This window comes from Burkholderia vietnamiensis LMG 10929, from assembly GCF_000959445.1.
GTDB lineage: Bacteria > Pseudomonadota > Gammaproteobacteria > Burkholderiales > Burkholderiaceae > Burkholderia > Burkholderia vietnamiensis.
In genome coordinates this window covers 334,883-357,300 of the sequence record NZ_CP009630.1, presented here as the reverse complement: position 1 = coordinate 357,300, position 22,418 = coordinate 334,883, and the positions used below count along the sequence as shown (strand labels likewise).

Genomic DNA, 22,418 nt, shown 5'->3' with positions numbered 1-22,418 from the left:
ATTGCGCTGGCTGATTCGAATTCGGTACTCCTCTGGCTTCGCTATTACGTATTCCGCAATAACGCAGCCATTGGCAAAAAGTACAAACCCATATTTCGGCTCACCCGTCTGAAGGCGACAACAAATAGTCTCGTTGCGACCGTTCGGGAAAACACGGAGACGGGCGGCGCGGCCGAAAACCGGCCGCCCGAGAGGCCGTCAGCGCGCGTCGAGCGCCGCGCGCACGGCCGGCAGCGCGGGCGCGCCGGCCGCCGTCGTCACGCCGTCGAGCCAGCGCTCGACCAGCGACGGGTCAGCTTTCAGCACGTGCTGCGCCGCGACGGCGGGGGGCGTCTTGTGGTCGAGCATGTCGGCGATCATGCGGTTCTCGACGTCGACGGAGAACGTCATCTGCCGGAACAGCCGCGCGAGGTTCGCGCACTGGCCGGCAAAGCCCGCGCGCGTCACGGTGTTGACGGTCGCGCCGCCGTAGTTCGGCCCGAAGTACGCGTCGCCGCCCGACAGGTAGGTCAGATGGAACTTGGTGTTCATCAGGTGCGGCTCCCACGCGAGGAACACGATCCAGCGCTTGTCGCGCACCGCGCGCTCGACCTGCGTGAGCATCCCCGTCTCGCTCGATTCGACCAGCGACCAGTTCGCCGCGCCCAGCGCATGATCGGCCAGCATCCGCTTGATGTTCTGGTTCGCGGGCGCGCCCGGCTCGATCCCGTAGATCTTGCCGCCGAACTGGTCCGCGTGGGCCGCGAGATCGGCGAACGTGTGCACGCCGGCCGCCGCCACGTAGTCGGGCACCGCGAGCGTGAATTTCGCACCGCTCAGGTTCGCGTGCAGCACGTCGATCGCCTTCTCGTCGACGAACGGCTTCACGAGCGGCGCCTGTGCGGGCATCCAGTTGCCGAGGAACACGTCGACCTGCCCTTTCTTCAGCCCCTGGTACGTGATCGGCACCGACAGGTTCGCCACGTCCTGGCGGTAGCCGAGCGCCTTCAGCACCACGCCGGCCATCGCGTTGGTCGCGTCGATGTCGGTCCAGCCGGGCGCCGCCATCTTCACGTCGCGACACGTCTGCGCGTCGGCGGCGTGCGCGGGCTGCAGCGCCGTCGCCGCGACGCAGGCGGCTGCGGCGAGCGCCGTGCCGAGTCTGCGGATTGCTGCATTGCATTGCCGTTTCATGAGTCGGTTCCTCCGTCGTTCGTCGGTGTGCGCGATGTATGCGTTCAGCGGCCGACGCGCGGGAAGCGCGCCATCGCTTCGAGCGTGTCGAGTTCGATGTGATTGCGCATGTAGCGCTGGCTCGTGTCGGTGAACGGCTGCCAGTCCCATGCGTGGATGCGGCCCTGCGTGGTCGCCGCGTAATGGAAGCGCCGGCGCCGCTGGCTCGCACGCACCTGCGCGTCGAGCTCCGTCAGGTTCCAGCGCCGCGCGGCCTCCGCGCGCAACGCGGCGAGCACCTCCGCCGCTTCGGGCAGGCCGGCCAGGTTCATGCGCTCGTGCGGATCGTCGGCGAGGTTGTACAGCTGGTCGGGATCGGCCGCGCAGTGCACGTACTTCCAGTCGCCGCGGCGAATCATCACGATCGGCGCGACCGCGCCTTCGGCGAGATATTCGCCGAGCGCGACGTCGTGCGCCGGCGCGCCGCGCAGCTGCGGCACGAGGCTCGCGCCGTCGACCGGGTCCGGCCAGCCGCCGGCCGGCGTCACACCGGCGAGGTCCACCAGCGTCGGCAGCAGGTCGAGGTGCGACACCGGCGTGCGCACGCGCGCCGCGTCGAAGCGCTGCGGCGCATGCACGATCAGCGGCACGCGGCAGCCGCCTTCGAAGAACGTCATCTTGTACCAGAGCCCGCGCTCGCCGAGCATGTCGCCGTGGTCGGACGTGACGATCACGATCGTGTCGTCGGCGAAGCCGCATTGCTCGAGCGCGGCGAGCACGCTGGCGAACTGCGCGTCGACGTACGAGGTCGCGCCGTAGTATGCGCGGCGGGCGGCGCGGATCTGCGCGTCGGTCGGCGGCGTACGGTCGTTCTCGCAGACGAAGCGCAGCCGCTGCGAATGCGGATCGCTCTGCTGGGCGTCGAGCCGCACCGCCGGCATGTCGATCTCGTCGTCGCGGTACAGGTCCCAGTATTCGCGCGTGATCGCATACGGATCGTGCGGATGCGTCAACGACACGACCATGCAGAACGGCCGTGCGTCGTGGCCGGCCGCACGCTCGCGCGCGACGTCGAACAGCTTCTGGCGGGCCGCGAACGTCACTTCGTCGTCGAAGTCGAGCTGATTGGTGCGCACGCACGGCCCGGCGTCGAGCACCGAGCTCATGTTGTGATACCAGCTCGGCCGCTCGGTCGGGTGGTCCCAGTCGGGCACCCAGCCGAAGTCGGCCGGATAGATGTCGGTCGTGAGCCGCTCCTCGAAGCCGTGCAACTGGTCGGGGCCGCAGAAGTGCATTTTCCCGGACAGCATCGTCCGGTAACCGCCCGCCCGCAGGTAGTGCGCGAAGGTCAGCGTTTGCGCGGGCAATTCGGCGGCGTTATCGTAGGCGCCGATACGCGACGGCAGCTTGCCGGTCAGCAGCGAGAAGCGCGACGGCGCGCACAGCGGGCTCGCGCAGTACGCGGCGTCGAACACCACGCCTTGCGCGGCGAGCCGGTCGAGCGTCGGCGTGCGCGCGACGCGGTTGCCGTAGGCCGGCAACGCGAACGGCGTGAGCTGGTCGGCCATCAGGATCAGGATGTTGGGTGTCGGGTTCGTCATCGGCGGTCGTGGGGAAATCGGTGTTCGAACGGAACGGCGCGACGCTGTTGCAGCGACGCAGCCGGCATGACGGACGCGGCTGCACGAAGTGCCGCGCGCTCGGGCCGCGACTGGCTAGAATCGCGACAGGCGGCGCGGCGCCGAGCCGTCCGATGCACTATCTCCCGCCCGAATCCGCGCGGGAAGACGTCCGGCTCTTATGGGGCCATTAGAGAGGCTTATGTCGAAATCCGAATCGTTACCGTCGATGCAGGCGCTGCGCGCGTTCGAATCGGCCGCGCGTCTGCAGAGCTTCACGGCCGCCGCGCGCGAGCTCGGCTCGACGCAGCCGGCCGTGAGCCAGCAGGTGTTCCAGCTGGAAGCGGAGCTGGGCGTGCCGCTGTTCGAGCGCAGCCCGCGCGGCGTCACGCTGACGAACGACGGCCAGTGCCTGTACGAAGCCGTGCGCGCGAGCCTCGAGACGCTGCGCGGCGCGACCGCGACGCTGCGCGCGCGCCGCGAGCACGGCGCGCTGACGATCGTCACCGACGTCGGTTTCGCGACCTACTGGCTGATGCCGCGCCTGGCCGGGCTGAAACGCGTGATGCCGGACGTCGACGTGCGCGTCGTCACGTCACAGGATTACGACGTGCAGCGCGATCACGCGGACATCGCGATCCTGTTCGGCGACGGCCACTGGCCGTCGTGCACGGCCGCGCGGCTGTTTCCCGAAGCGGTCACGCCCGTCTGCGCGCCGGCGTTCCATGCGGCGCACGCGCACGTCGCGCGGCCCGAACATCTGCACGCGCTGCCGCTGCTGCACGTGCAGCCGACGCACCCGGAGCGCTGGCTGTCGTGGGCCGGCTGGTTCGACGCGCACGGCCTCGACGCGCCAGCCGCCGCGCGCGGCGTGACCTTCAACAGCTATGCGCTGGTGATCCACGCGGCGCTGCTCGGCGAAGGCGTCGCGCTCGGCTGGTCGCCGCTCGTCGACGAGCTGGTCGCGTCCGGGCAACTGGTGAAACTCGTCGACGCGCCGGTCGTCACGTCGCGCGGCTACTTCCTGGTGCGGCCGCCGCAACGGCCCGAAACCGACGCGACCCACGTGTTCCGGCGCTGGCTGCTCGACGCGTGCGCAACGGCGTGACGCGCCGCGCGCCATCGCGCATGGGCGCGGCGGCGCTGGCGCACCGATACCAGCCACACGGCGGGATGGTTCTATCCGCCGCGTAATCGTCCTGATTTACTTGAGCCTCCCGCTACCGCGACACGCGGCGCGAAGCCGCGCTGCGCCGCGGCTTCGCGCCCCATGACATCCGAGGAATCCCATGACCGCCGACTCACGCCCCGATCAATTCGTCCTGACGCTGTCGTGCCCGAGCGCGGCCGGCCAGGTCGCTGCCGTCGTCGGCTTTCTCGAGCGCCATCGCTGCTATGTCGACGCGCTGAACGTGTTCGACGACGATCTCAGCAACCACTTCTTCGTGCGCTGCGTGTTTCATCCGACCGACGAGACGCTGCAGATCGACGCGCTGCGCCACGAGTTCGGGCCGATCGCGGCCGCGCTCGCCGGTGACGGCGGCGACACGCAATGGGCGATTCACGACGTCAACGCGCGGCCCAAGGTGCTGATCATGGTGTCGAAGCTCGAGCACTGCCTCGCGGATCTGCTGTTCCGCTGGCGGATGGGCGAGCTGAAGATGGACATCGTCGGCATCGTGTCGAACCATCCCGACTTCGAGCCGCTCGCCGCGCAGCACGGGCTGCCGTTCCGCCATTTCCCGATCACGGCAGATACGAAGGCGCAGCAGGAAGCGCAGTGGCTCGACTTCTTCGAATCGAGCGGCGCGGAACTCGTGATCCTCGCGCGCTACATGCAGGTGCTGTCGCAGGAGACCAGCGCGAAGCTCGCGAATCGCGCGATCAACATCCATCACTCGTTCCTGCCCGGCTTCAAGGGAGCGAAGCCGTATCACCAGGCGCATGCGCGCGGCGTGAAGCTGATCGGCGCCACCGCGCACTTCGTGACCGACGATCTCGACGAAGGCCCGATCATCGAGCAGGTCGTCGAGCGCGTCGATCATGCGCTGCGGCCGGAGCAGTTGCTGGCGGTGGGCCGCGACGTCGAATCCCTCACGCTCGCGCGCGCGGTGAAGGCGTTCATCGAGCGGCGCGTGTTCCTGAACGGCGACCGGACGGTGGTGTTTCCGTAAGCGCGCGCCGACGGTCCCGCTCGGACGCGGGCTGCGCGCAAAAAAATCGACCGGCAAAAGCCGGTCGATTTTTTTTGTCACGTGCACTTCGGTGAAGCGCGCGACGCGTGTCGCGCGCGGTGACTCATTTCACCCAGGCGAAGTAATACGACAACCCGATCGCGAGCGCCGCGCCGACCAGCGACGCATACGGCATCAGGTTCAGCCACGTCGCACGCTGCGGCACTTCGAGCTCCATGTCGCGCTGCATCTGGGTGGGGAAGCGGCCGCGATCCTGCCAGTAGTGGCGATACAGGAACACCGGCACGATCAGCAGCATCGCGATCAGCCCATTGCGCAGCGTCCCGTCGCCCTGCAGGTTCGCACCGGCGCCGACGTAGACGAGATTCGCATAGCCGCAGATCGCGCCGCCGACGAGCAGCCAGGTCGGGCAGCGGAACGGCCGCTCCCAGTTGCCGCGATCCATCCGGTGAATCCAGCCCGACTGCAGATTCAGGAACACGAACAACATGTAGCAGACGTTCGAGATCGACAGCACCGTCATGTAGTCGGACATCATCAGCAGCACGAGATTGAAGCCGAGATCGGTCCACATCGCGCGCGTGGGCGACCCGTGCTCGTTCACGTGCGACAGGTACTTCGGCAGCCAGCCGTCGACCGATGCCTGATACAGCGTGCGCGACGAGCCCATCATCGACGTCATCACGATCAGCAGGATCGACAGCATCAGCATCACGACGACCGCATTCGCGACCCACGCGCCGCCGCCGACGATCTTCGCCATCGCCGCCGCGACGCCGGTGCCGTCGCCGATCGCCGGATCGAGCAGCGCCTGCGTGCCGAGCGCGCCCTGGAACGCCATCGGCACCAGCGTCATCACGACCAGGCACAGTGCGCCCGACCAGAAGATCGCCTTCGCGGTGTCGCGGCGCGGATCGCGGAACTCGCGCGTATAGCAGACGGCCGTCTCGAACCCATACGACGCCCAGCCGGCCATGAACATCGCGCCGAGCGCCATCGTGACGCCCTGCCCGTTCCACGTGCCGAACGTCGCGGCCGTGACGTTGCCGTTCGCGTCGTGACCGAGCGGCAGCAGCGGGAGCAGATGCGACATCGGCACGTCGCCGGTGACGAACGGCACGATGCCGACGATCAACAGCGGCGTGAGCGACGCGATGCCGAGGATGCGCTGCGTGCGCGCCGCCTTCGATGCGCCGCTGTGCTGGAGCTTGAACGTGATGAGGAGAAGAATCGTCGCGATGATGAACGTCGCGTTGATTCGCAGGGAGAGGCCGGGCTTGATGAAACCGAGATCGGCGACCTTGAGCTGCCAGTGCAGCACCGCCGCGTCGGCGGGAAAGAGACTCGTGAGCGCGTAGCTCGCCGCGAGGCCGCAGCCAAGCGCGAGCATCGGCGACCACGCGAGCCAGTTGCACCACACTGAAACCGGGGCAATCAGCTTGCTGTAACGGACCCAACCGATCGCGCCGTACACCGACGCGCCGCCCGATTTATGAGGAAATAGCCCCGAAATTTCCGCATAAGTCGCGCTTTGAATCAGCCCCATCGTGATCGCGGCGATCCAGATCGCCCACGCGGGCTGGCCGATCGTCGTGCATACGCCGCCGATCGTGAACAGCACGCCAGCCGGCACGCCGCTCGTCACCCAGAATGCGTCTTTCCATGTCAGGCCACGCTGCAGCGTGTGGCCCGTCGAATCATGTGAGATGGTTGTCTCGACATCGCTGGTGCGATTCGCACGCAGTCCTGCTTGACTCATCCAATTCCTCCTCTCGATCAGTGTTGGCGCTTTAGCGTTTACGCTGGTTCGATGCAAAGCAGATGACTCCGCACGAGCGCCGTAGTGTAACAACTTGCGGGGTTTTTTGCAGAATCAGCAAAAGAAAGCCGGGATATGGACGCATGGATTCACGATTGTTTCGGATTCCTGCTAGCCATTCCCGGCGTGTCGTCGTGACGATTCGCGATTGTTTCGGATTCCTGCTAGCCATTCCCGGCGTGTCGTCGTGACGATTCGCGGGACGAACCGTCGTGTGCTTATTGCGGCTTACTGCGCGCCTTCAGTCCACGCATTCACGCGGTCCGCATGCGCTGCGATCCATGCGTCGGCGGCCGCATCCGGCTTCGAACCGTTCTGGATCGCCAGCATCACGCTGTCGATCTCGCCCGGCTTCCACTGGAACTTCTTCAGGAACGCGACGACCGGCTTCGCCTTCGTTTCGAGCTGCGGATTGACGACGCTGTCGACGTGCTCCGCACCGCCGAACACCTTCTTCGGATCGTCGAGGAAGCGCAGCTTCCACTTCGCGAACATCCAGTGCGGTGCCCAGCCGGTCACGATCACCGGTTTGTTCGCACCGACCGAGCGCGACAGCTCGGCCGTCATCGCGCTACCCGAGCTCGGCATCAGCGTGTAGCTGAGCCCGTAGCTCTTGATCGCCTCGTCGGTCTTGCGCATCACGCCCGCACCCGCGTCGATACCGACGATGCGGCCGCCGAAGCTGCTCTTCTCGGCGTTGAGATCGTCGATGCTCTTCGCCTTCACGTAGTCGGGCACGATCAGGCCGATCTTCGCGTCCGGAAAGTTCACGCCGAGGTCGACGACCTTCGTCTTGTATTCGCTCCAGTAGGAGCCGTGCGTGACGGGCAGCCACGCCGACAGCGTCGCGTCGAGGTCGCCGCGCGCCACGCCTTGCCACATGATCCCGGCGGCGACCGGCACCAGCTGCACGTGGTAGCCGAGTTTCTTCTCGATCACGCGGGCCGCGACGTTCGACGTCGCGACGCTGTCGTCCCAGCCTTCTACGTAACCGATTTTCAGCGTCGGCTTCGTATCCGCGATTGCCGACGCGCTCAGCGTCACCATCGCCGACACTGCGCCGGCCCACAGCAGTTTCCCGAACAGCTTCATGGTCGATCTCCTTGATATGCGCTCACTGCGCGTTGCCTCTCTAGGTTCTTCAACCACAAATCCACGGTATCGCTATTTTGCGACGGATGCTTGTCCGCACGCGACGCGCACGGACGGCCGACGATGCGTTGCGCGCTATTTGTCGATGACGAGATCCGACAGCGGCTTGCTGCAGCAGAGCAGCACCATGCCCTGATCGATCTCGCGCTGGCGGATGCCGCCGTTGTGCTTCATCTCGACCTGCCCCGACACGAGCTTCACCTTGCAGGTGCCGCACATGCCCTGCGTGCACGATGCCGGCAGCCGCACGCCCGACTGGCGCGCCGCGTCGAGCACGTGCTGCTCCGAGCCGCACGAGATCTCGCGGTTGCTCTTCGCGAAGCTGACGGTGTACTGCTTCGTCGCGACGTCGCCGCCGTCGGCCGCGGGCACGAGTTCGGCGAGCACGTCGTCGCTCGCGGTCTGCGCGAGCGTTTCGAACGAGAAGCTCTCCTCGTGATACTGCTTGCGGTCGAAGCCGGCCTCGTCGAGCAGGTCGCGCACGGCCTTCATGTACGGCGCCGGCCCGCACGTGAAGATCTCGCGCTCCATGAAGTCCGGCGCGATCAGCTTCAGCAGCGGCAGCGTCAGGAAACCCGTGACGCCCGGCCAGTTGGTGCGCGCGCCGACGCGCTCGACGACGAACGACGTGCGGAAGTTCGTGTGGTTCGATGCGATCAGGTCGAGCTCGCGCGCGAAGATGATGTCGTCCGGCGTACGCGCGCTGTGCACGAACATGATGTCGCGATCCTCGGCGAGATCGTGATGCGCGCGGCTCATCGACATCAGCGGCGTGATGCCCGAGCCGGCCGACAGGAACAGATACTTGCGCGCCGGATGGCGCGCGCAGGTGAATTCGCCGGCCGGGCCGAGCACGCGCACCGGCGCGCCCGGCTGCAGGTTGTCGTGCAGCCAGTTCGACACCTTGCCGCCCGGCACCCGCTTGACCGTGATCGAAATCGTGTGCGGCCGCGCGGGCGACGACGAGATCGTGTAGCAGCGATTGATCGTCTCGCCGTCGATGTCGAGCTCGAGCGTGATGAACTGCCCGGGCTCGAACGAGAACGTACGGCCCTGCGGCGAACGGAAGAAGAAGCTCTTCACGTCATGCGTTTCCTGGCGCACGTGGCAGCACACCAGCGTTTCCTCGACGTCGCTCGTCCAGCGCTCCGGCAGCGCGTTCCAGAACGCCGGGTGCGTGACCCGGCTGTCCACCGGCTCGAAATTGGCCGCATCTCGCATCATGTCTTGCTCCGCTTGTCCGCTGCTGGATACTATGCGCCGATCTTTTCGGCGAGCCGGGCGATGTACCAGGCCGAGAATTTTTCGACGAGGCCTTCCGTGTACGGCGAATACGGGCCGGGCTCGTACGCGCTGCTGCTCGCGCCGCGCTGCGAGAATTCGACGAGCGCGCGATCCTGGTCGTTGGTCGCATTCCACACGGCCGTGAGGTTCTTCACGTCGTAGTCGATGCCTTCCTTCGCGTCCTTGTGCACGAGCCACTTGGTACGCACGAGCGTCTTGCCGGCCGACAGCGGAATCACCGAGAAGCTGACGATGTGATCGCTCATGAAGTGATGCCACGAATTCGGCTGCGTCCAGAACGACAGGCCGCCGAGGTCGGCCTGTTCGAACTTGCCGAGCAGCTTCTTCGACGCGACTTTCGCGTCGAGCGTCTGCGATTCGCCGCTGCGGTCGAGCGGCAGGCGCTGCGTGCGGAAACCGGTCACGTCGAGCAGCTTCTCGATCTCGGCGGACGGCAGGCCCATCTCGGCCCATTCCTTGCCGCGGCGCACGCAGGTTTCCGCGAACGCGTCCATGCCTTCGGCGTTCGCGTCGGAGCGCTGGTAGCCGAAGCCGTATTCGTACAGCGAGATCGTCAGCTCCGGATGGTTCGCGACGCAGTGATAGCACTCGCGGTTGTTCTCCATCGTGAGCTTCCAGTTGCCTTCCTCGATGATGTCGACCTGTGCGGCGATCTTCGCGTTCGGCAGATCGTGCGGCAGCATGTACGGCTCCATCTGCGCGCGCAGCTGCGCGAAGTCGGCCGGCGGCTCGTCGGCGAGGCACACGAAGATCAGGCCCGCGAGGTTCTGCACGTGCACCGACTTCAGGCTGTGCTTGCAGCGGTCGAACTGCTCGCCCATGTGCTCGGCGAACATCAGCTGCCCGGTCAGGTTGTAGGTCCAGCTGTGGTACGGGCACACGATGTTGCCCACCGAACCCTTGTCCTCGTTGCACAGGCGCGCACCGCGGTGGCGGCACACGTTGTGGAACGCGCGGATCTCCATGTCGTCGTCGCGCACGATCAGGATCGAGTCGCTGCCCAGCTCGACGGTCACGTAGTCGCCCGGCTCCGGGACGTCAGGCTCGACCGCGACCTGGATCCAGTGCTGGCGGAAGATTGCCTCCATGTCGAGCGCGAAAATTTCCTCGCTCGTATAGAACGGTGCCTCGAGGCTGTAGCCTGCCTTGCGTCGTTCGATCAGTGCGCGAATGTCTGCCGATACTTTCATCGTTTGCTCCGGATTCCTTGCATCCCTGGGTGGTTGCCGACAGGCCCCAAAAATCAGTAGTCGATGAGCTGATGCTCGCGCAAATACGCGAGGATCACTTGTGCTTTTTCGACTGAACTCCCTTCATTTACGACGTTCCCGCCGCGGCTTTCGGTCGTCGTCGCGGACAGCATCCGCGCGTGCCCGGAGCGCTTCTCGGCGGCGACCAGTTTTACGGGTTTACGCTCGATCGGACCGACCTTCCACGCGGCCGCCTCGGCATCCGCGCCGCTCGACGCGAGCGCCGGCCGGATCGCGCCGGCCCGCAGCCGCGCATACGCGTAGCGCGGCTGCGCGTTCGCGAGCGGATGCACCGCGACGACCGCCGGCAGCGCCGTGTCGACCCGGCGCCGCAGCCCCTTCGGCAAGAATTGCCGGACCGCCGCGCGGCCGGCGTCCACCGTCACGTCGACGGCCGCACCGACCAGCGGGTAGCCGAGCGTCGCGGCGACGCGGTACGGCAGCATGCCGGTGTCGTACGCGCCTTCCGCGCGGGTGCCGGTCAGCACGAGGTCGTAGCCTTCGACGCGGGCCGCGAGCGCGTGCGCGGCGTCGTCGCCGTCGCGGCACGCGAGCACCTCGACCTCGCGCGCGCCGAGCGCGAGGTATTCGGCGAGCGCCTGATTGGCGGGGTCGCCCGCATGGACGACGTCGAGCTGCGCGCGGTGCCGCTCGGCGAGCTGGCGGCCAAGCTCGAGCGCGGCCGCGTCGTTGCGGCTGTATCGTGCGGTGCCGCTGACCGGATGCCGGCCCACGGACACGAGCACCGCGATGCGTTGCAACTGGCGGGGGGCGTTCATGCTGCGACTCCTTCCGTTTCACGGGCGCCGACCGCGGCCGGCGATTGTCCGCGCGCCGCGCGCGCGGCCTGCACCTGTTCGATCAGCGCCGAGATCGTCGCCTGCGCGTCGCCCACGACCGTCAGGTTCGCGCGCTTCGCGATCGGCGCGCTGCCGTCGAGGTTGACCGCGATCACATGGCGGCAGTCCTTGATCCCCTGCAGATGCTGCACCGCGCCGGAGATGCCGAACGCGATGTACACGCTCGCCTCGACCGTCTTGCCGGTCGCGCCCACCTGCTTGTCGCGCGTGAAATGGCCGTTGTCGACCGCGACGCGGCTCGCGCCGATCGCCGCGCCGAACACGCCGGCGAGCCGCTCGAACGCAGCGATGTCGGACACGCCGTTGCCGGCCGACACGATGAAGTCGGCTTCCTCCAGCGCGACTTGCGCCGCGTCGATTTCGTCGAGGCCGAGGTCGCGATAGGCGTCGGCCGCACCGGCCGCGCCGGCCGCGTCGCCGGTCGGATGAATGAAGTCCGCAGCCAGGCGCTCGCCGGCGCCGACGAACGGCAGCTTCGGCTCCACCGCGTTCGGCGCGAGCAGGATCACGTCGGGCAGGTCACGGGTGGCGAACGCGCGGCCCGCGTGCGCATACGCGCCGACGTGCTTCGCGTCGATCTCGACCACATGGGTCGCGACGCTCGCGCCGGCCGCCGCCGCGTAGCGCCGGCCGAGATCGCCGTCGCCCGTCGCGTTGTCGGGCATCAGCACGTGCTTCGGCGCGAGCGCGGCCGCACAGGCCTGCAACGCCTGCAATTCGCTTTCGGGCGCGAACGCGCGACGGTCGAAGCCGGTCAGCTCGACCAGCTTGTCGACGCCGAGCGCGGCCGCGTCGTCTTTCAGTTCGCCGAACGCCAGCAGCGCGACTTCCGTCTGCGCGTCGGCGAGCACCGCGGCGGCGGCGATCGCCTGCCGCGCGTGGTCGTCGAGCGCGCCGCGCTCGGTGTGCGCGACCACCAGCATCACGTGCTTCGGGTCCTGCACCGCGCGGCGCGGCTTCGCGGCCGCGCCGCCATGACCGTGCGCGGACCACTGCGCGGCGCTCGCGTCGGCGCTGCCTTCCTCGCCGAGCGTGATGCGCTTCAGGCCGGCAGCCGTGATGATGAACGGCCGGCGCGGATCGATTCGTTTGATCGGGTTCATCGATTCACTCCAGCGAGGCGGCAACGAGTTCGGCTACGTCGAGCACATCGGGGCGCGGGCCCACGACGCCTTCGAGCATCGCCGTGCAGTTCGGGCAGCCGACCGCGACCACGTCCGCACCGATCGCGCGCGCGTCGGCGATGCGGATGTCGGGAATGCGCTGCTTGCCCGGGATGTCGGTCAGCGGCGCACCGCCGCCACCGCCGCAGCAGCGCCCGCGCATGCCGTTGCGCTCCATCTCGACGACCTGGATGCCGATCGTCTTCAGCAACTTGCGCGGCGACTCCGTCTCGCCGTTGTAGCGGCCGAGATAGCACGGATCGTGGTACGTGGTGCGCTTCTCGCGCAGCGCATCGACGGCCTTCGGCGCGATCTTGCCGCTGTCGGCCAGCTCCGCGAGGTAGGTCGTGTGATGCTTGACCGTCACGCGCAGCCCGAGCGCGCGATACTCGTTGCGCAGGCTGTGCATCACGTGCGGATCGGCCGTGACGATCTGCTGGTACGACAGCGCGTCGAGCGTGCCGATCAGACGCTTCGCCATCTGCTGGAACGTCGCTTCGTCGCCGAGGCGGCGCGCCACGTCGCCCGTGTCGGTCTCGGCGCCGCCGAGCACCGCGTAGTCGACGCCCGCCTTGTTCAGCACCTTGATGAACGCACGCAGCGTGCGCTGGTAGCGCATGTCGAACGCGCCTTCGCCCGCGACGATCAGCACGTCGACCGGCTTGCCCGCTTGCGCGATCGGCGCGTTCAGGTCGACCGACCAGTCGTAGCGCGCGGCCGTGTCGTAGCCGCCCATCGTGCCCGTCTCGCGCAGGTTCGCGAGCACCTCCTGGCCCTTGCCCGGCACCGTGCCGTGCACCAGCGTGCGGTTGCGGCGCAGGTCGACGATCGCGTCGACGTGCTCGATCAGCATCGGGCACTCCTGCACGCATGCACGGCAGGTCGTGCACGACCACAGCGTCTGCTCCTCGATCAGGCCCGACACGATCGGGCCGTTCGGCTCGCCGCGATGCTGGCCGACCGGGATGCCCGGGTACGGGCTGCCCGCATACGCGGCATCGGTGCCGCCGGCCATCCCGACGACCAGATCCTGGATCAGCTTCTTCGGGTTCAGCGGCTGGCCCGATGCGAACGCGGGGCACGCGGCTTCGCACTTGCCGCACTGCACGCATGCGTCGAAGCTCAGCAGCTGGTTCCAGCGGAATTCGACCGGCTTCGCGACGCCGTACTCGTCGTGTTCGATATCGGGCAGCTTCAGCGCGGTCGGCGGCGTCGCGGTGCCGTTGCCGGTGAACGATTCACGGGTGGCCGCGAAACGCTCCTGGCGCGGGTGAAACGCGAGGTGCAGCAGCCCGGCGATCGCATGCTTCATCGGGCCGCCCTTCGCGGCGCCGACCGTCATCGTGAACGCGCCGGCCGCGATCAGCAGCGCGCAGAGCACGGCGAACGCGCCCGACATCGCGCCGGTCGGCACGACCATGAACAGCACGAGGCCGAGCGCGAACGAACCGAGCATCCACGGCAGCGTGTTCCACGGGCCGCGCGACAGCCGGGCCGGCACGTTCTTCGCCGCACGACGGCGCCACACGAACACCGCGCCGACCAGCATCGCGAGCGCCGCGACGAAGATCAGCCGGTCGAGCCACGGCGAATAGATCGCGAGGCCGTAGTTGACGAACACCAGCGCGAGCGCGGCGATCGCGCCGCCCGCGGTCGCGACGTGGGTCTTCGCGATGTACGGATCGCGGGCGACCACGTGGTGCAGGTCGACGAAGTAGCGCTTCGGAATCGCGAACAGGTTCGCGACGCCGAACGAGCCGGGCGCCGTCCCGCGCCCGAGACGCCAGTAGGACGAGCGCTTCGCGACCGCGAACGCGAGCCCCGCCACCGACAGCCACAGCAGTGCGGTAATGAGGAAAGCCGGATTCATCTTCAGAAATCCTTGACGAGACGCAGCGAGTCGTAGATCGCCCCGTGGACGTTGTGCATCGAGATGCAGTCGCCGACACGGAACAGCAGGAAGCGGCCGTTGCCCAGCTCTTCCGACAGGCACGGTTGCGGCTCGGCCGCGAACAGCGTGTGCGGATCGATCTGGCCGCGGTTCACCGACTCGGGCTTCAGCTTCCAGTACAGCTCGTCGTTGGGCGACGAACCGTTCTCGATCACGACCTGGTCGACCGCGCGCTCTTCGAGTTCTTCCGTGTATTCGTTGCGCAGCACGGCGATCTTCTTGCCGTCTTCCTCGTACACGCGGTCGAGCATCGTGTTCGGCGTCGGGATCACGCCGAGCGCGTACAGGCGCCGATAGAAGATCGGGAACGTCGTGCCGCCGCAGTCGTCGGCCACCTTCACGTCGGGCGTGACGACCTCGACCTTCGAGCCGCGGCTCGCCATGAAGTCGGCGACGCCCGCGCCCGCATGCGTGCTCACGCCGTCGAACAGCAGCACGTTCTGCTTCGGCTCGACCTTGCCGGTCAGGATGTCCCACGAGCTGACCGCCAGCCCTTCGGCGACGCCCCACGCCGGCACCTGCCACGTGAAGCTCGAGCCGCCCGTCGCGAGCACGACGATGTCCGGCTTCTCGGCCATGATCATCTTCTCGTCGGCAGCGACGCCCAGACGCCGGTCGACGCCCAGCCGCTTCGTTTCCATGTCGAACCAGCGGATGATCCCCGACATCTGCTCGCGCTGCGGCGCCTTCGCCGCGATCATCACCTGGCCGCCCACCTCGGCGTTCTTCTCGAACAGCACGACGTCATGGCCGCGCAGCTTCGCGACGCGCGCGGCCTCGAGCCCGGCCGGGCCCGCGCCGACCACGACGACCTTGCGCTTCGGGCCGCGCGATTTCTCGATGATGTGCGGCATCGTCGCTTCGCGCGAGGTGGCCGCGTTCTGGATGCACAGCACGTCGAGGCCGTTGTACTGGCGGTCGATGCAGTAGTTCGCGCCGACGCATTGCTTGATTTCGTCCTCGCGGCCGTCGCGGATCTTGATCACCATGTGCGGATCGGCGATCTGCGCGCGCGTCATGCCGACCAGGTCGATCATCCCGTTCGCGAGCAGGCGCTCGGCCTGGCCCGCATCGCGGATGCTCTGCGCGTGCATGACCGGGATCTTCACGACCGACTTGATGCCGGCCGCGAGATGCACGAACGGCTCCGGCGGCAGCGCCATCGGCGGCATGCAGTTCGCGATCGTGTTGTGCGTGTCGCCGCCCGAGCCGACCACGCTCAGGTAGTCGATCAGGCCCGTCTCGGACATCGCCTGCGCGATTTCCTTCAGTGCTTCGTGATCGAGGCCATCTTCGTGGAATTCGTCGCCGCACATGCGCAGCCCGACGCAGAAGTCCTTGCCCACCGCCTCGCGCACGGCCGTCAGCACTTCGATGCCGAAGCGCAGACGGTTCTCGAGGCTGCCGCCCCATTCGTCGGTGCGATGGTTCGAGCGCTTGCTCCAGAACTGGTCGATCAGATGCTGGTGCGCCGCCGAGATCTCGATGCCGTCCATGCCGGCCGCCTTCACGCGCTTCGCGGCCGCCGCGAAATCGCCGATGATGCGGCGGATTTCCTCGATCTCGATGATCTTCGCGTTGCCGCGGTGCACCGGTTCGCGCACGCCCGACGGCGACATCAGATGCGGCCAGTGCTCGCCGTGGAACGACGAGCGGCGGCCCATGTGCGTCGCCTGGATCATGATCTTCGCGCCGTGCTTGTGCATCGTGTCGGCCAGGCGCGTGAGCGGATCGATGATCTTGTCGTTCGACAGGTTCACCGACTTCCACCAGCCCTGCGGGCTGTCGATCGACACGGGGCTCGAGCCGCCGCAGATCGCGAGGCCGACGCCGCCCTTGGCCTTCTCCTCGTAGTAGCGGATGTAGCGGTCGCCCGGCAGGCCGCCCGGCTCGGCATACACCTCCGCGTGCGCGGTGCTGACGATCCGGTTGCGCAGCGTCAGCTGGTTCAGCTGCATGGGTTTGAACAGGTGGGGATAACGCATCGCTGGCGACCTCTGGCGTTCGAATGTCTCGTATTGCGGGTGTTGTGGTGTTGCTGGGCGGCTTCAGTGCGTCAGTGGGCGATCGGCGACACTTCGAAGACGCAGTGATCGTGGTGCTCGGCCGCACACTGCACTTCCTTCGACTGCGCGCGCGGCGCACCCTGGCCTTCCGGCGTCGTGTCGTTGACCCAGTCCATCGCGCCGGCGAACCAGCCCGCGAACATGTAGCAGAGCTTGCCTTCCTTCTCCGGCTGCTGGAGCACGAACGACGAGTGGCGCAGCTCGATCTTCGCGCGTGCGCTGGCCGGATCGGCTTCGATGATCGAGAACAGGCCCCAGCCGCGTTGCGACAGGCGCTTCAGGTAATGCTCGAACACGGCCATGCCGGTCAGCCCGTGCAGCTTCGCTTCCTTGTCGCACCAGTGGTAGGCGGACTTGTAGCCGGCCTTGTAGAGAATCTGCGCATACGCTTCGACGCCGAGCGCTTCCTCGACCGCGACGTGGTTGTTCGTGAAGAAGTGACGCGGCACGTACAGCATCGGCAGCGCGTCGGTGGTCCAGACGCCGGTATCGGGATCGACGTCGATCGGCAGTTGCGGTTGCATCGTGGTGGCTCCGTGAGGAAAAACGCCGCGCGGCTCGGGCGCAGGCGCGATATCGTCCGCGCGCCAGCGCGCGACGCGCCGGCACGGCCGGATTCTTGTGGTGTTGAATCGCTGGGGCGGTTCGGCTCGGTTCGGTTCGTGCGTGCGCTTACGCGCCCCACACGTCCTTGAACACGCGCACCCAGTTCTCGCCCATGATCTTGCGGATGCGCGACTCCTTCCAGCCGTAGCGCTCCATCGCCGCGGTCAGGTTCGGGAATTCGCCGATCGTGCGGATGCCTTCTGGGTTGATCACCTTGCCGAAGTTCGTCAGCTGGCGATAGCGGCCCTTGTCGTGCGTCAGCATGTCGAAGAATTCCTTCGCGTAGTCCTGCGTGAAGTCGGTGCCGATGCCGACCGCGTCTTCGCCGATCAGGTTCACGACGTATTCGATCGCCTCGATGTAGTCGTCGATGTTCGCTTCGATCCCGCGCTTCAGGAACGGCGCGAACATCGTCACGCCGACGAAGCCGCCGGCGTCGGCGATCTCCTTGAGCTGCGCGTCGCTCTTGTTGCGCGGATGCTCTTTCAGGCCCGACGGCAGGCAGTGCGAATAGCACACCGGCTTCTTCGAGAACGCGATCGCTTCCGACGACGTGTTGCCGCCCACGTGCGACAGGTCGACCATGATGCCGACGCGGTTCATTTCCGTGATCACTTCGCGGCCGAAGTCGGACAGGCCGCCGTCGCGCTCGTAGCAGCCGGTGCCGACCAGGTTCTGCGTGTTGTAGCAAAGCTGCACGACGCGCACGCCCATGTCGGCGAACGCCTCGATGTAGCCGATGTTGTCCTCGAACGCATGCGCGTTCTGGAAGCCGAGGATGATGCCCGTCTTGCCTTCCTGCTTCGCGCGGAAGATGTCGTCGGTGGTGCGCACCAGCGTCAGCAGCTCGCCGTTGTCGCGGATCTTCTTCTTCATCACGCCGATGTTGTCGACGGTCTTGGTGAAGTTCTCCCACACCGATACCGTGCAGTTCGCGGCGGTGATGCCGCCGCGGCGCATGTCTTCGAACACCGGCTTCTCGAACTTCGAGATGTTCAATCCGTCGATGATGATGCTGTCCTGATGCAGCGTGCTCATATCTGCCTCTCGCTCTAGTCTCTGCGTGTGTGGGGTCGTCGATCAGTAAATCGGGAAGCGCTCGCAAAGCGCGAAAATCTCGCGGCGCACGCGTTGCTCGGTCGCGTGGTCGCCGTCCGGATTCGCGCGCAGCGCGTCGAACACTTCGAGAATCAGGCGGCCGATCTCGCGGAACTCGGCCACGCCGAAGCCGCGCGTCGTGCCGGCCGGCGTGCCGAGGCGGATGCCCGACGTGACGGTCGGCTTCTCGGTGTCGAACGGAATGCCGTTCTTGTTGCAGGTGATGCCCGCGCGCTCGAGCGCCTGCTCGACCGGCGCGCCCTTCAGCCCCTTCGGGCGCAGGTCGACCAGCAGCAGGTGGTTGTCGGTGCCGCCGGTGACGAGATCGACGCCGCCCGCCTTCAGCACGTCGCCGAGCGCCTGCGCGTTCGCGAGCACGCGGTCGATGTAGGTCTTGAAGTCGGCATGCAGCACTTCGCCGAACGCGACGGCCTTGCCGGCGATCACGTGCATCAGCGGGCCGCCCTGCAGGCCGGGGAACACGGCCGAGTTGATCTTCTTCGCGATCTCTTCGTCGTTGGTCAGCACGAAGCCGCCGCGCGGGCCGCGCAGCGTCTTGTGCGTGGTCGACGTGACGACGTGCGCGTGCTCGACCGGGTTCGCATGGCGACCGGCCGCGATCACGCCCGCGATGTGCGCCATGTCGACCATCAGCTTCGCGCCGACGCTGTCGGCGATCGCGCGGAAGCGCGCGAAGTCGAGCGCGCGCGGATAAGCGGAGAAGCCGGCGATGAGCAGCGTCGGCTTGTGCTGGTGGGCGAGCTCCTCGACCTGGTCGTAGTCGATGCGCATCGTGTCGCGGTTCACGCCGTACTGCACCGCGTTGAACCACTTGCCCGACAGCGCCGGCTTCGCGCCGTGCGTGAGGTGGCCGCCGGCGTCGAGCGACATGCCGAGCACCGTGTCGCCCGGCTTCGCGAGCGCGAGCATCACCGAGCCGTTCGCCTGCGCACCCGAATGCGGCTGCACGTTCGCATAGCCGGCGTTGAAGATCTGCTTCACGCGCTCGATCGCGAGCGCCTCGATTTCGTCGGCGAATTCGCAGCCGCCGTAATAGCGCTTGCCCGGATAGCCTTCCGCATACTTGTTGGTCAGCACCGAACCCTGCGCTTCCAGCACCGCGCGTGACACGATGTTTTCCGACGCGATCAGCTCGACCTGCGACTGCTGGCGCTCGAGCTCCTTCAGGATGGCGCTGCGCACCGGGGCGTCGCGCTCGGCGAGGGGCTGCGAGAAGAAAGGCTGGGGGTTCGACATAGTGCGTCCGTGACGAAGAATGAAGGGCGTGTAACCGAAGCTCGAGGCCCGCCGTACCTGGGTTTCCAGCGCTTCCAGTGCAAGGCTGCCGACGGCTCTATTCTTGTCGTTCGGATTTTCGGCGGATTGATGAATTTAGACGCGTTCTTTGCCTTTTCCGCCATGCGCGTCCGTTTTGCACAAGTGACCGATCGTGCTTTTCGAAGCGCCGCTGCGCGCGGCGTCGTGCGCTGCGTTCGTGCGCAAGCACTTCGCCGGTGCCGCCGCTGCGCGCGCGGGGTGCAGCGCATCACGCTTACGGTGCAGTGCAATATCGGCCGGACGCCCAGACAACGTATGGAGCTAGGGTTTAGCCGTATGGCACGCTTGTTGCGCTGGCTCACACAATACGGCAGCCCGATCCGTGCCACTCGGGCCCATAGCTATTAGAGATTCAAGGAACGCTCCCCATGTCGCCCGACCGCACAGCGTCGCTGTCTCACTTCGCGTTCATGCCCCTGCCGAACTTCACGATGATCGCGTTCACGAATGCGATCGAGGTGCTTCGGATGGCGAACTATCTGAGCGGCCAGCCGCTCTACCGCTGGTCGGTGATCAGCCCGGAGGGCGGACCGGTGACGGCCAGCAACGGGCTCACGGTCGACACGGGGCCGGCCGATTGCGTCGGGCTGCCCGATATCGTCTTCGTGTGCGGCGGCGTCGACGTGCAGCGCGCGACCACGCCCGACCATCTGTCGACGCTGCGCCGTTTCGCGCGCTCGGGCGTCGCGCTCGGCAGCCTGTGCACGGGCACCTATGCGCTCGCGAAGTCGGGGCTGCTCGCGGGCTACGCGTGCGCGATCCACTGGGAGAACATGTCGGCGCTGAAGGAGGAGTTTCCGGACACACGCTTCCTGAAGGAGCTGTTCGTCATCGACCGCGATCGCATCACCTGCACGGGCGGCGTCGCGCCGCTCGACATGATGCTGAACCTGATCGCCGCACGGGTGGGCACCGCGCGCGTCACGCAGATCGCCGAGCAGTTCATCGTCGAACACGTGCGCGACACGAGCGCGCAGCAGCGGATGCCGCTCGTCGCACGGCTCGGCTCGGCGAACAAGTCGCTGTTCGAAGTGATCGCACTGATGGAGAACAACATCGAGGAGCCGCTGTCGCGCGAGGAGCTCGCGCGGCTCGCGAACATGTCGCAGCGGCAGTTGCAGCGGCTGTTCCGCGAGCACCTCGGGATGACGCCCACCCACTATTACCTGACGCTGCGGCTGCGCCGCGCACGCGAACTGCTGTTGCAGACCGACATGTCGATCATGCACATCACGATGGCGTGCGGGTTCCAGTCGGCGTGCCATTTCAGCAAGAGCTATCGCGACGCGTTCGGCGTCGCGCCGACGCGCGAGCGCCGCAAGCAGGTGGCGCCGCTCGCCCAGGGCGCGCCGGCGGCCGCGCCGATGTTTCCGGTGCACGCGCTCCATGCGTGACACCGGCGCCGACGGCGGCGCGCGCGGTGCAATCATGAAAGCGGCCCGATGGGCCGCTTTTCTTTGGTTCATCGTAGGAAACCGTGGAGGGTTTTAGAGCGATTGCGTAACCTGACGCCTGACTTTAAGGACGTCAGGAGAAGCAATTGCTCGATCGCAAGGCACTTCAGGCACTGGGCTGCTGGACGGGTTACCGGTTGGAGCGTGTGGAATGGCCGGAAGGCGACGGCCGCACGCTGTCGCTGTATTTGAAGCCGATCAGCAAGGTCATGTATTGCGAGCAATGTGGTGCACGCTGCCAGCAAATCCACGAGACAACGGTTCGCCGGGTGCGTGACCTGCCGTTGTTCGAATACCGGGTGGTGCTGCACGTTCCGCGCCGCCGAGTCTGGTGTGAACGCTGCGGCGGCCCGCGACTGGAGAAGCTGGCGTGGCTGGGCCGCTACCAGCGAGTGACGGAGCGCTTCGCCAAGGCCTGCGAGAAGCTGCTGCAAGCGGCCAGCGTGCAGGCCGTGGCGGCCTTCTACGACCTGGGCTGGCACACGGTCAAATCGATCGACAAGATGCGTCTGCGGGCGCGTGTGCGCGAGCCCGACTGGTCAACGATCCGCTATCTGGCGATGGACGAGTTCGCGCTGCATAAAGGCCATCGCTACGCCACGGTGGTGGTCGAGCCGATGAGCCGGCAGGTGCTCTGGATCGGACAGGGCCGCTCGCGCGAGACTGCCCGTGCCTTCTTCGAGCAGCTTCCCGAAGGCGTTGCCAAGCGTATTGAAGCGGTGGCGATCGACATGACCACGGCGTATGAACTCGAAATCAGGGAACAGTGTCCGCAGGCGGAGATCGTCTTCGACCTGTACCACGTCGTGGCCAAGTACGGCCGCGAAGTGATAGATCGGGTGCGAGTGGACCAGGCCAATCAACTCCGACATGACAAGCCGGCCCGCAAAGTTCTGAAGTCCAGCCGCTGGTTGTTGCTGCGCAACCGCCACAACCTCAAGCCAGATCAGGCCGTGCACCTGAAAGAGTTGCTGGCGGCCAATCAGTCGCTGTTATGCGTCTACGTGTTACGCGACGAGCTCAAGCGGCTCTGGTTCTATCAGAAGCCAGCCTGGGCGCAAAAGGCTTGGGAACAATGGTTCGAGCAGGCTCAGCAAAGCGGGATCGCCGCCCTGCAAAAGTTCGCCGAGCGCTTGCAGGGCTACTGGCACGGAATCGTGACTCGCTGCCGCCATCCGCTCAATACCAGCGTCGTCGAAGGCATCAACAACACCATCAAGGTCATCAAGCGGCGGGCTTACGGGTACCGTGACGATGAATACTTCTTCCTCAAGATCCGCGCCGCCTTCCCCGGTAATCCTCGATGAACCTTTTCTTTTGCGCTGACGATTTCGGCGCGTGCGTTTCGGCAAGCGTGGCAGGTAGCTGCATCGCGCGCCGCGTACACGAT

17 protein-coding genes are annotated in these 22,418 nt (G+C 66.7%); 4 read left to right on the top strand and 13 right to left on the bottom strand.

Annotated elements, in window-relative coordinates:
* Positions 1-198: 198 nt before the first annotated feature.
* Positions 199-1,173, bottom strand: coding sequence for a choline ABC transporter substrate-binding protein (gene choX / locus AK36_RS01945; RefSeq protein ID WP_011880762.1), 975 nt, complete (start codon positions 1,171-1,173; stop codon positions 199-201).
* 44 nt (positions 1,174-1,217) lie between these two features.
* The gene (betC, locus tag AK36_RS01940) at positions 1,218-2,753 is read right to left on the bottom strand and encodes a choline-sulfatase (protein ID WP_045577729.1); all 1,536 of its coding nucleotides are present in this window, start codon (positions 2,751-2,753) and stop codon (positions 1,218-1,220) included.
* Between the two features lie 199 nt (positions 2,754-2,952).
* Between betC and AK36_RS01935 the strand changes: the two genes are divergently transcribed.
* Both AK36_RS01935 and purU read left to right on the top strand, forming a co-directional pair.
* Positions 2,953-3,879, top strand: a complete 927-nt coding sequence (locus AK36_RS01935) for a choline sulfate utilization transcriptional regulator (protein ID WP_080938588.1) — start codon at positions 2,953-2,955, stop codon at positions 3,877-3,879.
* A gap of 181 nt (positions 3,880-4,060) precedes the next feature.
* Positions 4,061-4,945, top strand: a complete 885-nt coding sequence (purU, locus tag AK36_RS01930) for a formyltetrahydrofolate deformylase (RefSeq protein WP_011880765.1) — start codon at positions 4,061-4,063, stop codon at positions 4,943-4,945.
* Positions 4,946-5,069: 124 nt separating this feature from the next.
* Here purU and AK36_RS01925 read toward each other — a convergent pair whose 3' ends face one another.
* The 11 genes from AK36_RS01925 to AK36_RS01875 form a co-directional block, all read right to left on the bottom strand.
* Complete coding sequence (locus AK36_RS01925) at positions 5,070-6,725, bottom strand: trimethylamine N-oxide permease (protein ID WP_045577728.1); 1,656 nt, start codon at positions 6,723-6,725, stop codon at positions 5,070-5,072.
* A gap of 288 nt (positions 6,726-7,013) precedes the next feature.
* The gene (locus tag AK36_RS01920) at positions 7,014-7,877 is read right to left on the bottom strand and encodes a glycine betaine ABC transporter substrate-binding protein (RefSeq protein WP_034195493.1); all 864 of its coding nucleotides are present in this window, start codon (positions 7,875-7,877) and stop codon (positions 7,014-7,016) included.
* Positions 7,878-8,012: 135 nt separating this feature from the next.
* The gene (locus AK36_RS01915) at positions 8,013-9,161 is read right to left on the bottom strand and encodes an FAD-binding oxidoreductase (protein ID WP_011880768.1); all 1,149 of its coding nucleotides are present in this window, start codon (positions 9,159-9,161) and stop codon (positions 8,013-8,015) included.
* 29 nt (positions 9,162-9,190) lie between these two features.
* Positions 9,191-10,432, bottom strand: coding sequence for an aromatic ring-hydroxylating oxygenase subunit alpha (locus AK36_RS01910; RefSeq protein ID WP_011880769.1), 1,242 nt, complete (start codon positions 10,430-10,432; stop codon positions 9,191-9,193).
* Between the two features lie 53 nt (positions 10,433-10,485).
* Positions 10,486-11,271, bottom strand: coding sequence for an electron transfer flavoprotein subunit beta/FixA family protein (locus tag AK36_RS01905; protein WP_045577727.1), 786 nt, complete (start codon positions 11,269-11,271; stop codon positions 10,486-10,488).
* A complete protein-coding gene (locus tag AK36_RS01900; protein WP_011880771.1) occupies positions 11,268-12,455 on the bottom strand; it encodes an electron transfer flavoprotein subunit alpha/FixB family protein in 1,188 nt (395 codons plus the stop codon). Before AK36_RS01900 ends, AK36_RS01905 begins: the two co-directional genes overlap by 4 nt.
* A 4-nt stretch (positions 12,456-12,459) precedes the next feature.
* On the bottom strand, positions 12,460-14,385 hold the full coding sequence (locus tag AK36_RS01895; RefSeq protein ID WP_045577726.1) for a (Fe-S)-binding protein: 1,926 nt from the start codon (positions 14,383-14,385) through the stop codon (positions 12,460-12,462).
* A gap of 2 nt (positions 14,386-14,387) precedes the next feature.
* The gene (locus AK36_RS01890) at positions 14,388-16,451 is read right to left on the bottom strand and encodes an NADH:flavin oxidoreductase (protein WP_041494001.1); all 2,064 of its coding nucleotides are present in this window, start codon (positions 16,449-16,451) and stop codon (positions 14,388-14,390) included.
* A gap of 71 nt (positions 16,452-16,522) precedes the next feature.
* On the bottom strand, positions 16,523-17,056 hold the full coding sequence (locus AK36_RS01885) for a DUF5943 domain-containing protein (protein WP_011880774.1): 534 nt from the start codon (positions 17,054-17,056) through the stop codon (positions 16,523-16,525).
* Positions 17,057-17,204: 148 nt separating this feature from the next.
* A complete protein-coding gene (locus AK36_RS01880) occupies positions 17,205-18,176 on the bottom strand; it encodes a dipeptidase (RefSeq protein ID WP_045577725.1) in 972 nt (323 codons plus the stop codon).
* 42 nt (positions 18,177-18,218) lie between these two features.
* Positions 18,219-19,493, bottom strand: coding sequence for a serine hydroxymethyltransferase (locus AK36_RS01875; RefSeq protein ID WP_045577724.1), 1,275 nt, complete (start codon positions 19,491-19,493; stop codon positions 18,219-18,221).
* A 449-nt stretch (positions 19,494-19,942) separates the two neighbouring features.
* Between AK36_RS01875 and AK36_RS01870 the strand changes: the two genes are divergently transcribed.
* Both AK36_RS01870 and AK36_RS01865 read left to right on the top strand, forming a co-directional pair.
* Positions 19,943-20,968: a GlxA family transcriptional regulator gene (locus AK36_RS01870; RefSeq protein ID WP_045577723.1), complete on the top strand. Its 1,026-nt coding sequence runs from the start codon at positions 19,943-19,945 to the stop codon at positions 20,966-20,968.
* Positions 20,969-21,114: 146 nt separating this feature from the next.
* The gene (locus AK36_RS01865; RefSeq protein WP_014723161.1) at positions 21,115-22,335 is read left to right on the top strand and encodes an ISL3 family transposase; all 1,221 of its coding nucleotides are present in this window, start codon (positions 21,115-21,117) and stop codon (positions 22,333-22,335) included.
* The last annotated feature ends 83 nt before the right edge of the window (positions 22,336-22,418 follow it).

What these genes read in the sequence shown, in the direction of transcription:
- AK36_RS01895 (WP_045577726.1), bottom strand. Translation starts at nt 14,385, where the DNA reads ATGAATCCGGCTTTCCTCATTACCGCACTGCTGTGGCTGTCGGTGGCG.
- AK36_RS01925 (WP_045577728.1), bottom strand. Translation starts at nt 6,725, where the DNA reads ATGAGTCAAGCAGGACTGCGTGCGAATCGCACCAGCGATGTCGAGACA.
- AK36_RS01890 (WP_041494001.1), bottom strand. Translation starts at nt 16,451, where the DNA reads ATGCGTTATCCCCACCTGTTCAAACCCATGCAGCTGAACCAGCTGACG.
- AK36_RS01910 (WP_011880769.1), bottom strand. Translation starts at nt 10,432, where the DNA reads ATGAAAGTATCGGCAGACATTCGCGCACTGATCGAACGACGCAAGGCA.
- AK36_RS01880 (WP_045577725.1), bottom strand. Translation starts at nt 18,176, where the DNA reads ATGAGCACGCTGCATCAGGACAGCATCATCATCGACGGATTGAACATC.
- AK36_RS01905 (WP_045577727.1), bottom strand. Translation starts at nt 11,271, where the DNA reads ATGAACGCCCCCCGCCAGTTGCAACGCATCGCGGTGCTCGTGTCCGTG.
- AK36_RS01870 (WP_045577723.1), top strand. Translation starts at nt 19,943, where the DNA reads ATGTCGCCCGACCGCACAGCGTCGCTGTCTCACTTCGCGTTCATGCCC.
- AK36_RS01915 (WP_011880768.1), bottom strand. Translation starts at nt 9,161, where the DNA reads ATGATGCGAGATGCGGCCAATTTCGAGCCGGTGGACAGCCGGGTCACG.
- betC (WP_045577729.1), bottom strand. Translation starts at nt 2,753, where the DNA reads ATGACGAACCCGACACCCAACATCCTGATCCTGATGGCCGACCAGCTC.
- AK36_RS01920 (WP_034195493.1), bottom strand. Translation starts at nt 7,877, where the DNA reads ATGAAGCTGTTCGGGAAACTGCTGTGGGCCGGCGCAGTGTCGGCGATG.
- AK36_RS01875 (WP_045577724.1), bottom strand. Translation starts at nt 19,493, where the DNA reads ATGTCGAACCCCCAGCCTTTCTTCTCGCAGCCCCTCGCCGAGCGCGAC.
- AK36_RS01935 (WP_080938588.1), top strand. Translation starts at nt 2,953, where the DNA reads ATGGGGCCATTAGAGAGGCTTATGTCGAAATCCGAATCGTTACCGTCG.
- AK36_RS01885 (WP_011880774.1), bottom strand. Translation starts at nt 17,056, where the DNA reads ATGCAACCGCAACTGCCGATCGACGTCGATCCCGATACCGGCGTCTGG.
- AK36_RS01900 (WP_011880771.1), bottom strand. Translation starts at nt 12,455, where the DNA reads ATGAACCCGATCAAACGAATCGATCCGCGCCGGCCGTTCATCATCACG.
- purU (WP_011880765.1), top strand. Translation starts at nt 4,061, where the DNA reads ATGACCGCCGACTCACGCCCCGATCAATTCGTCCTGACGCTGTCGTGC.
- choX (WP_011880762.1), bottom strand. Translation starts at nt 1,173, where the DNA reads ATGAAACGGCAATGCAATGCAGCAATCCGCAGACTCGGCACGGCGCTC.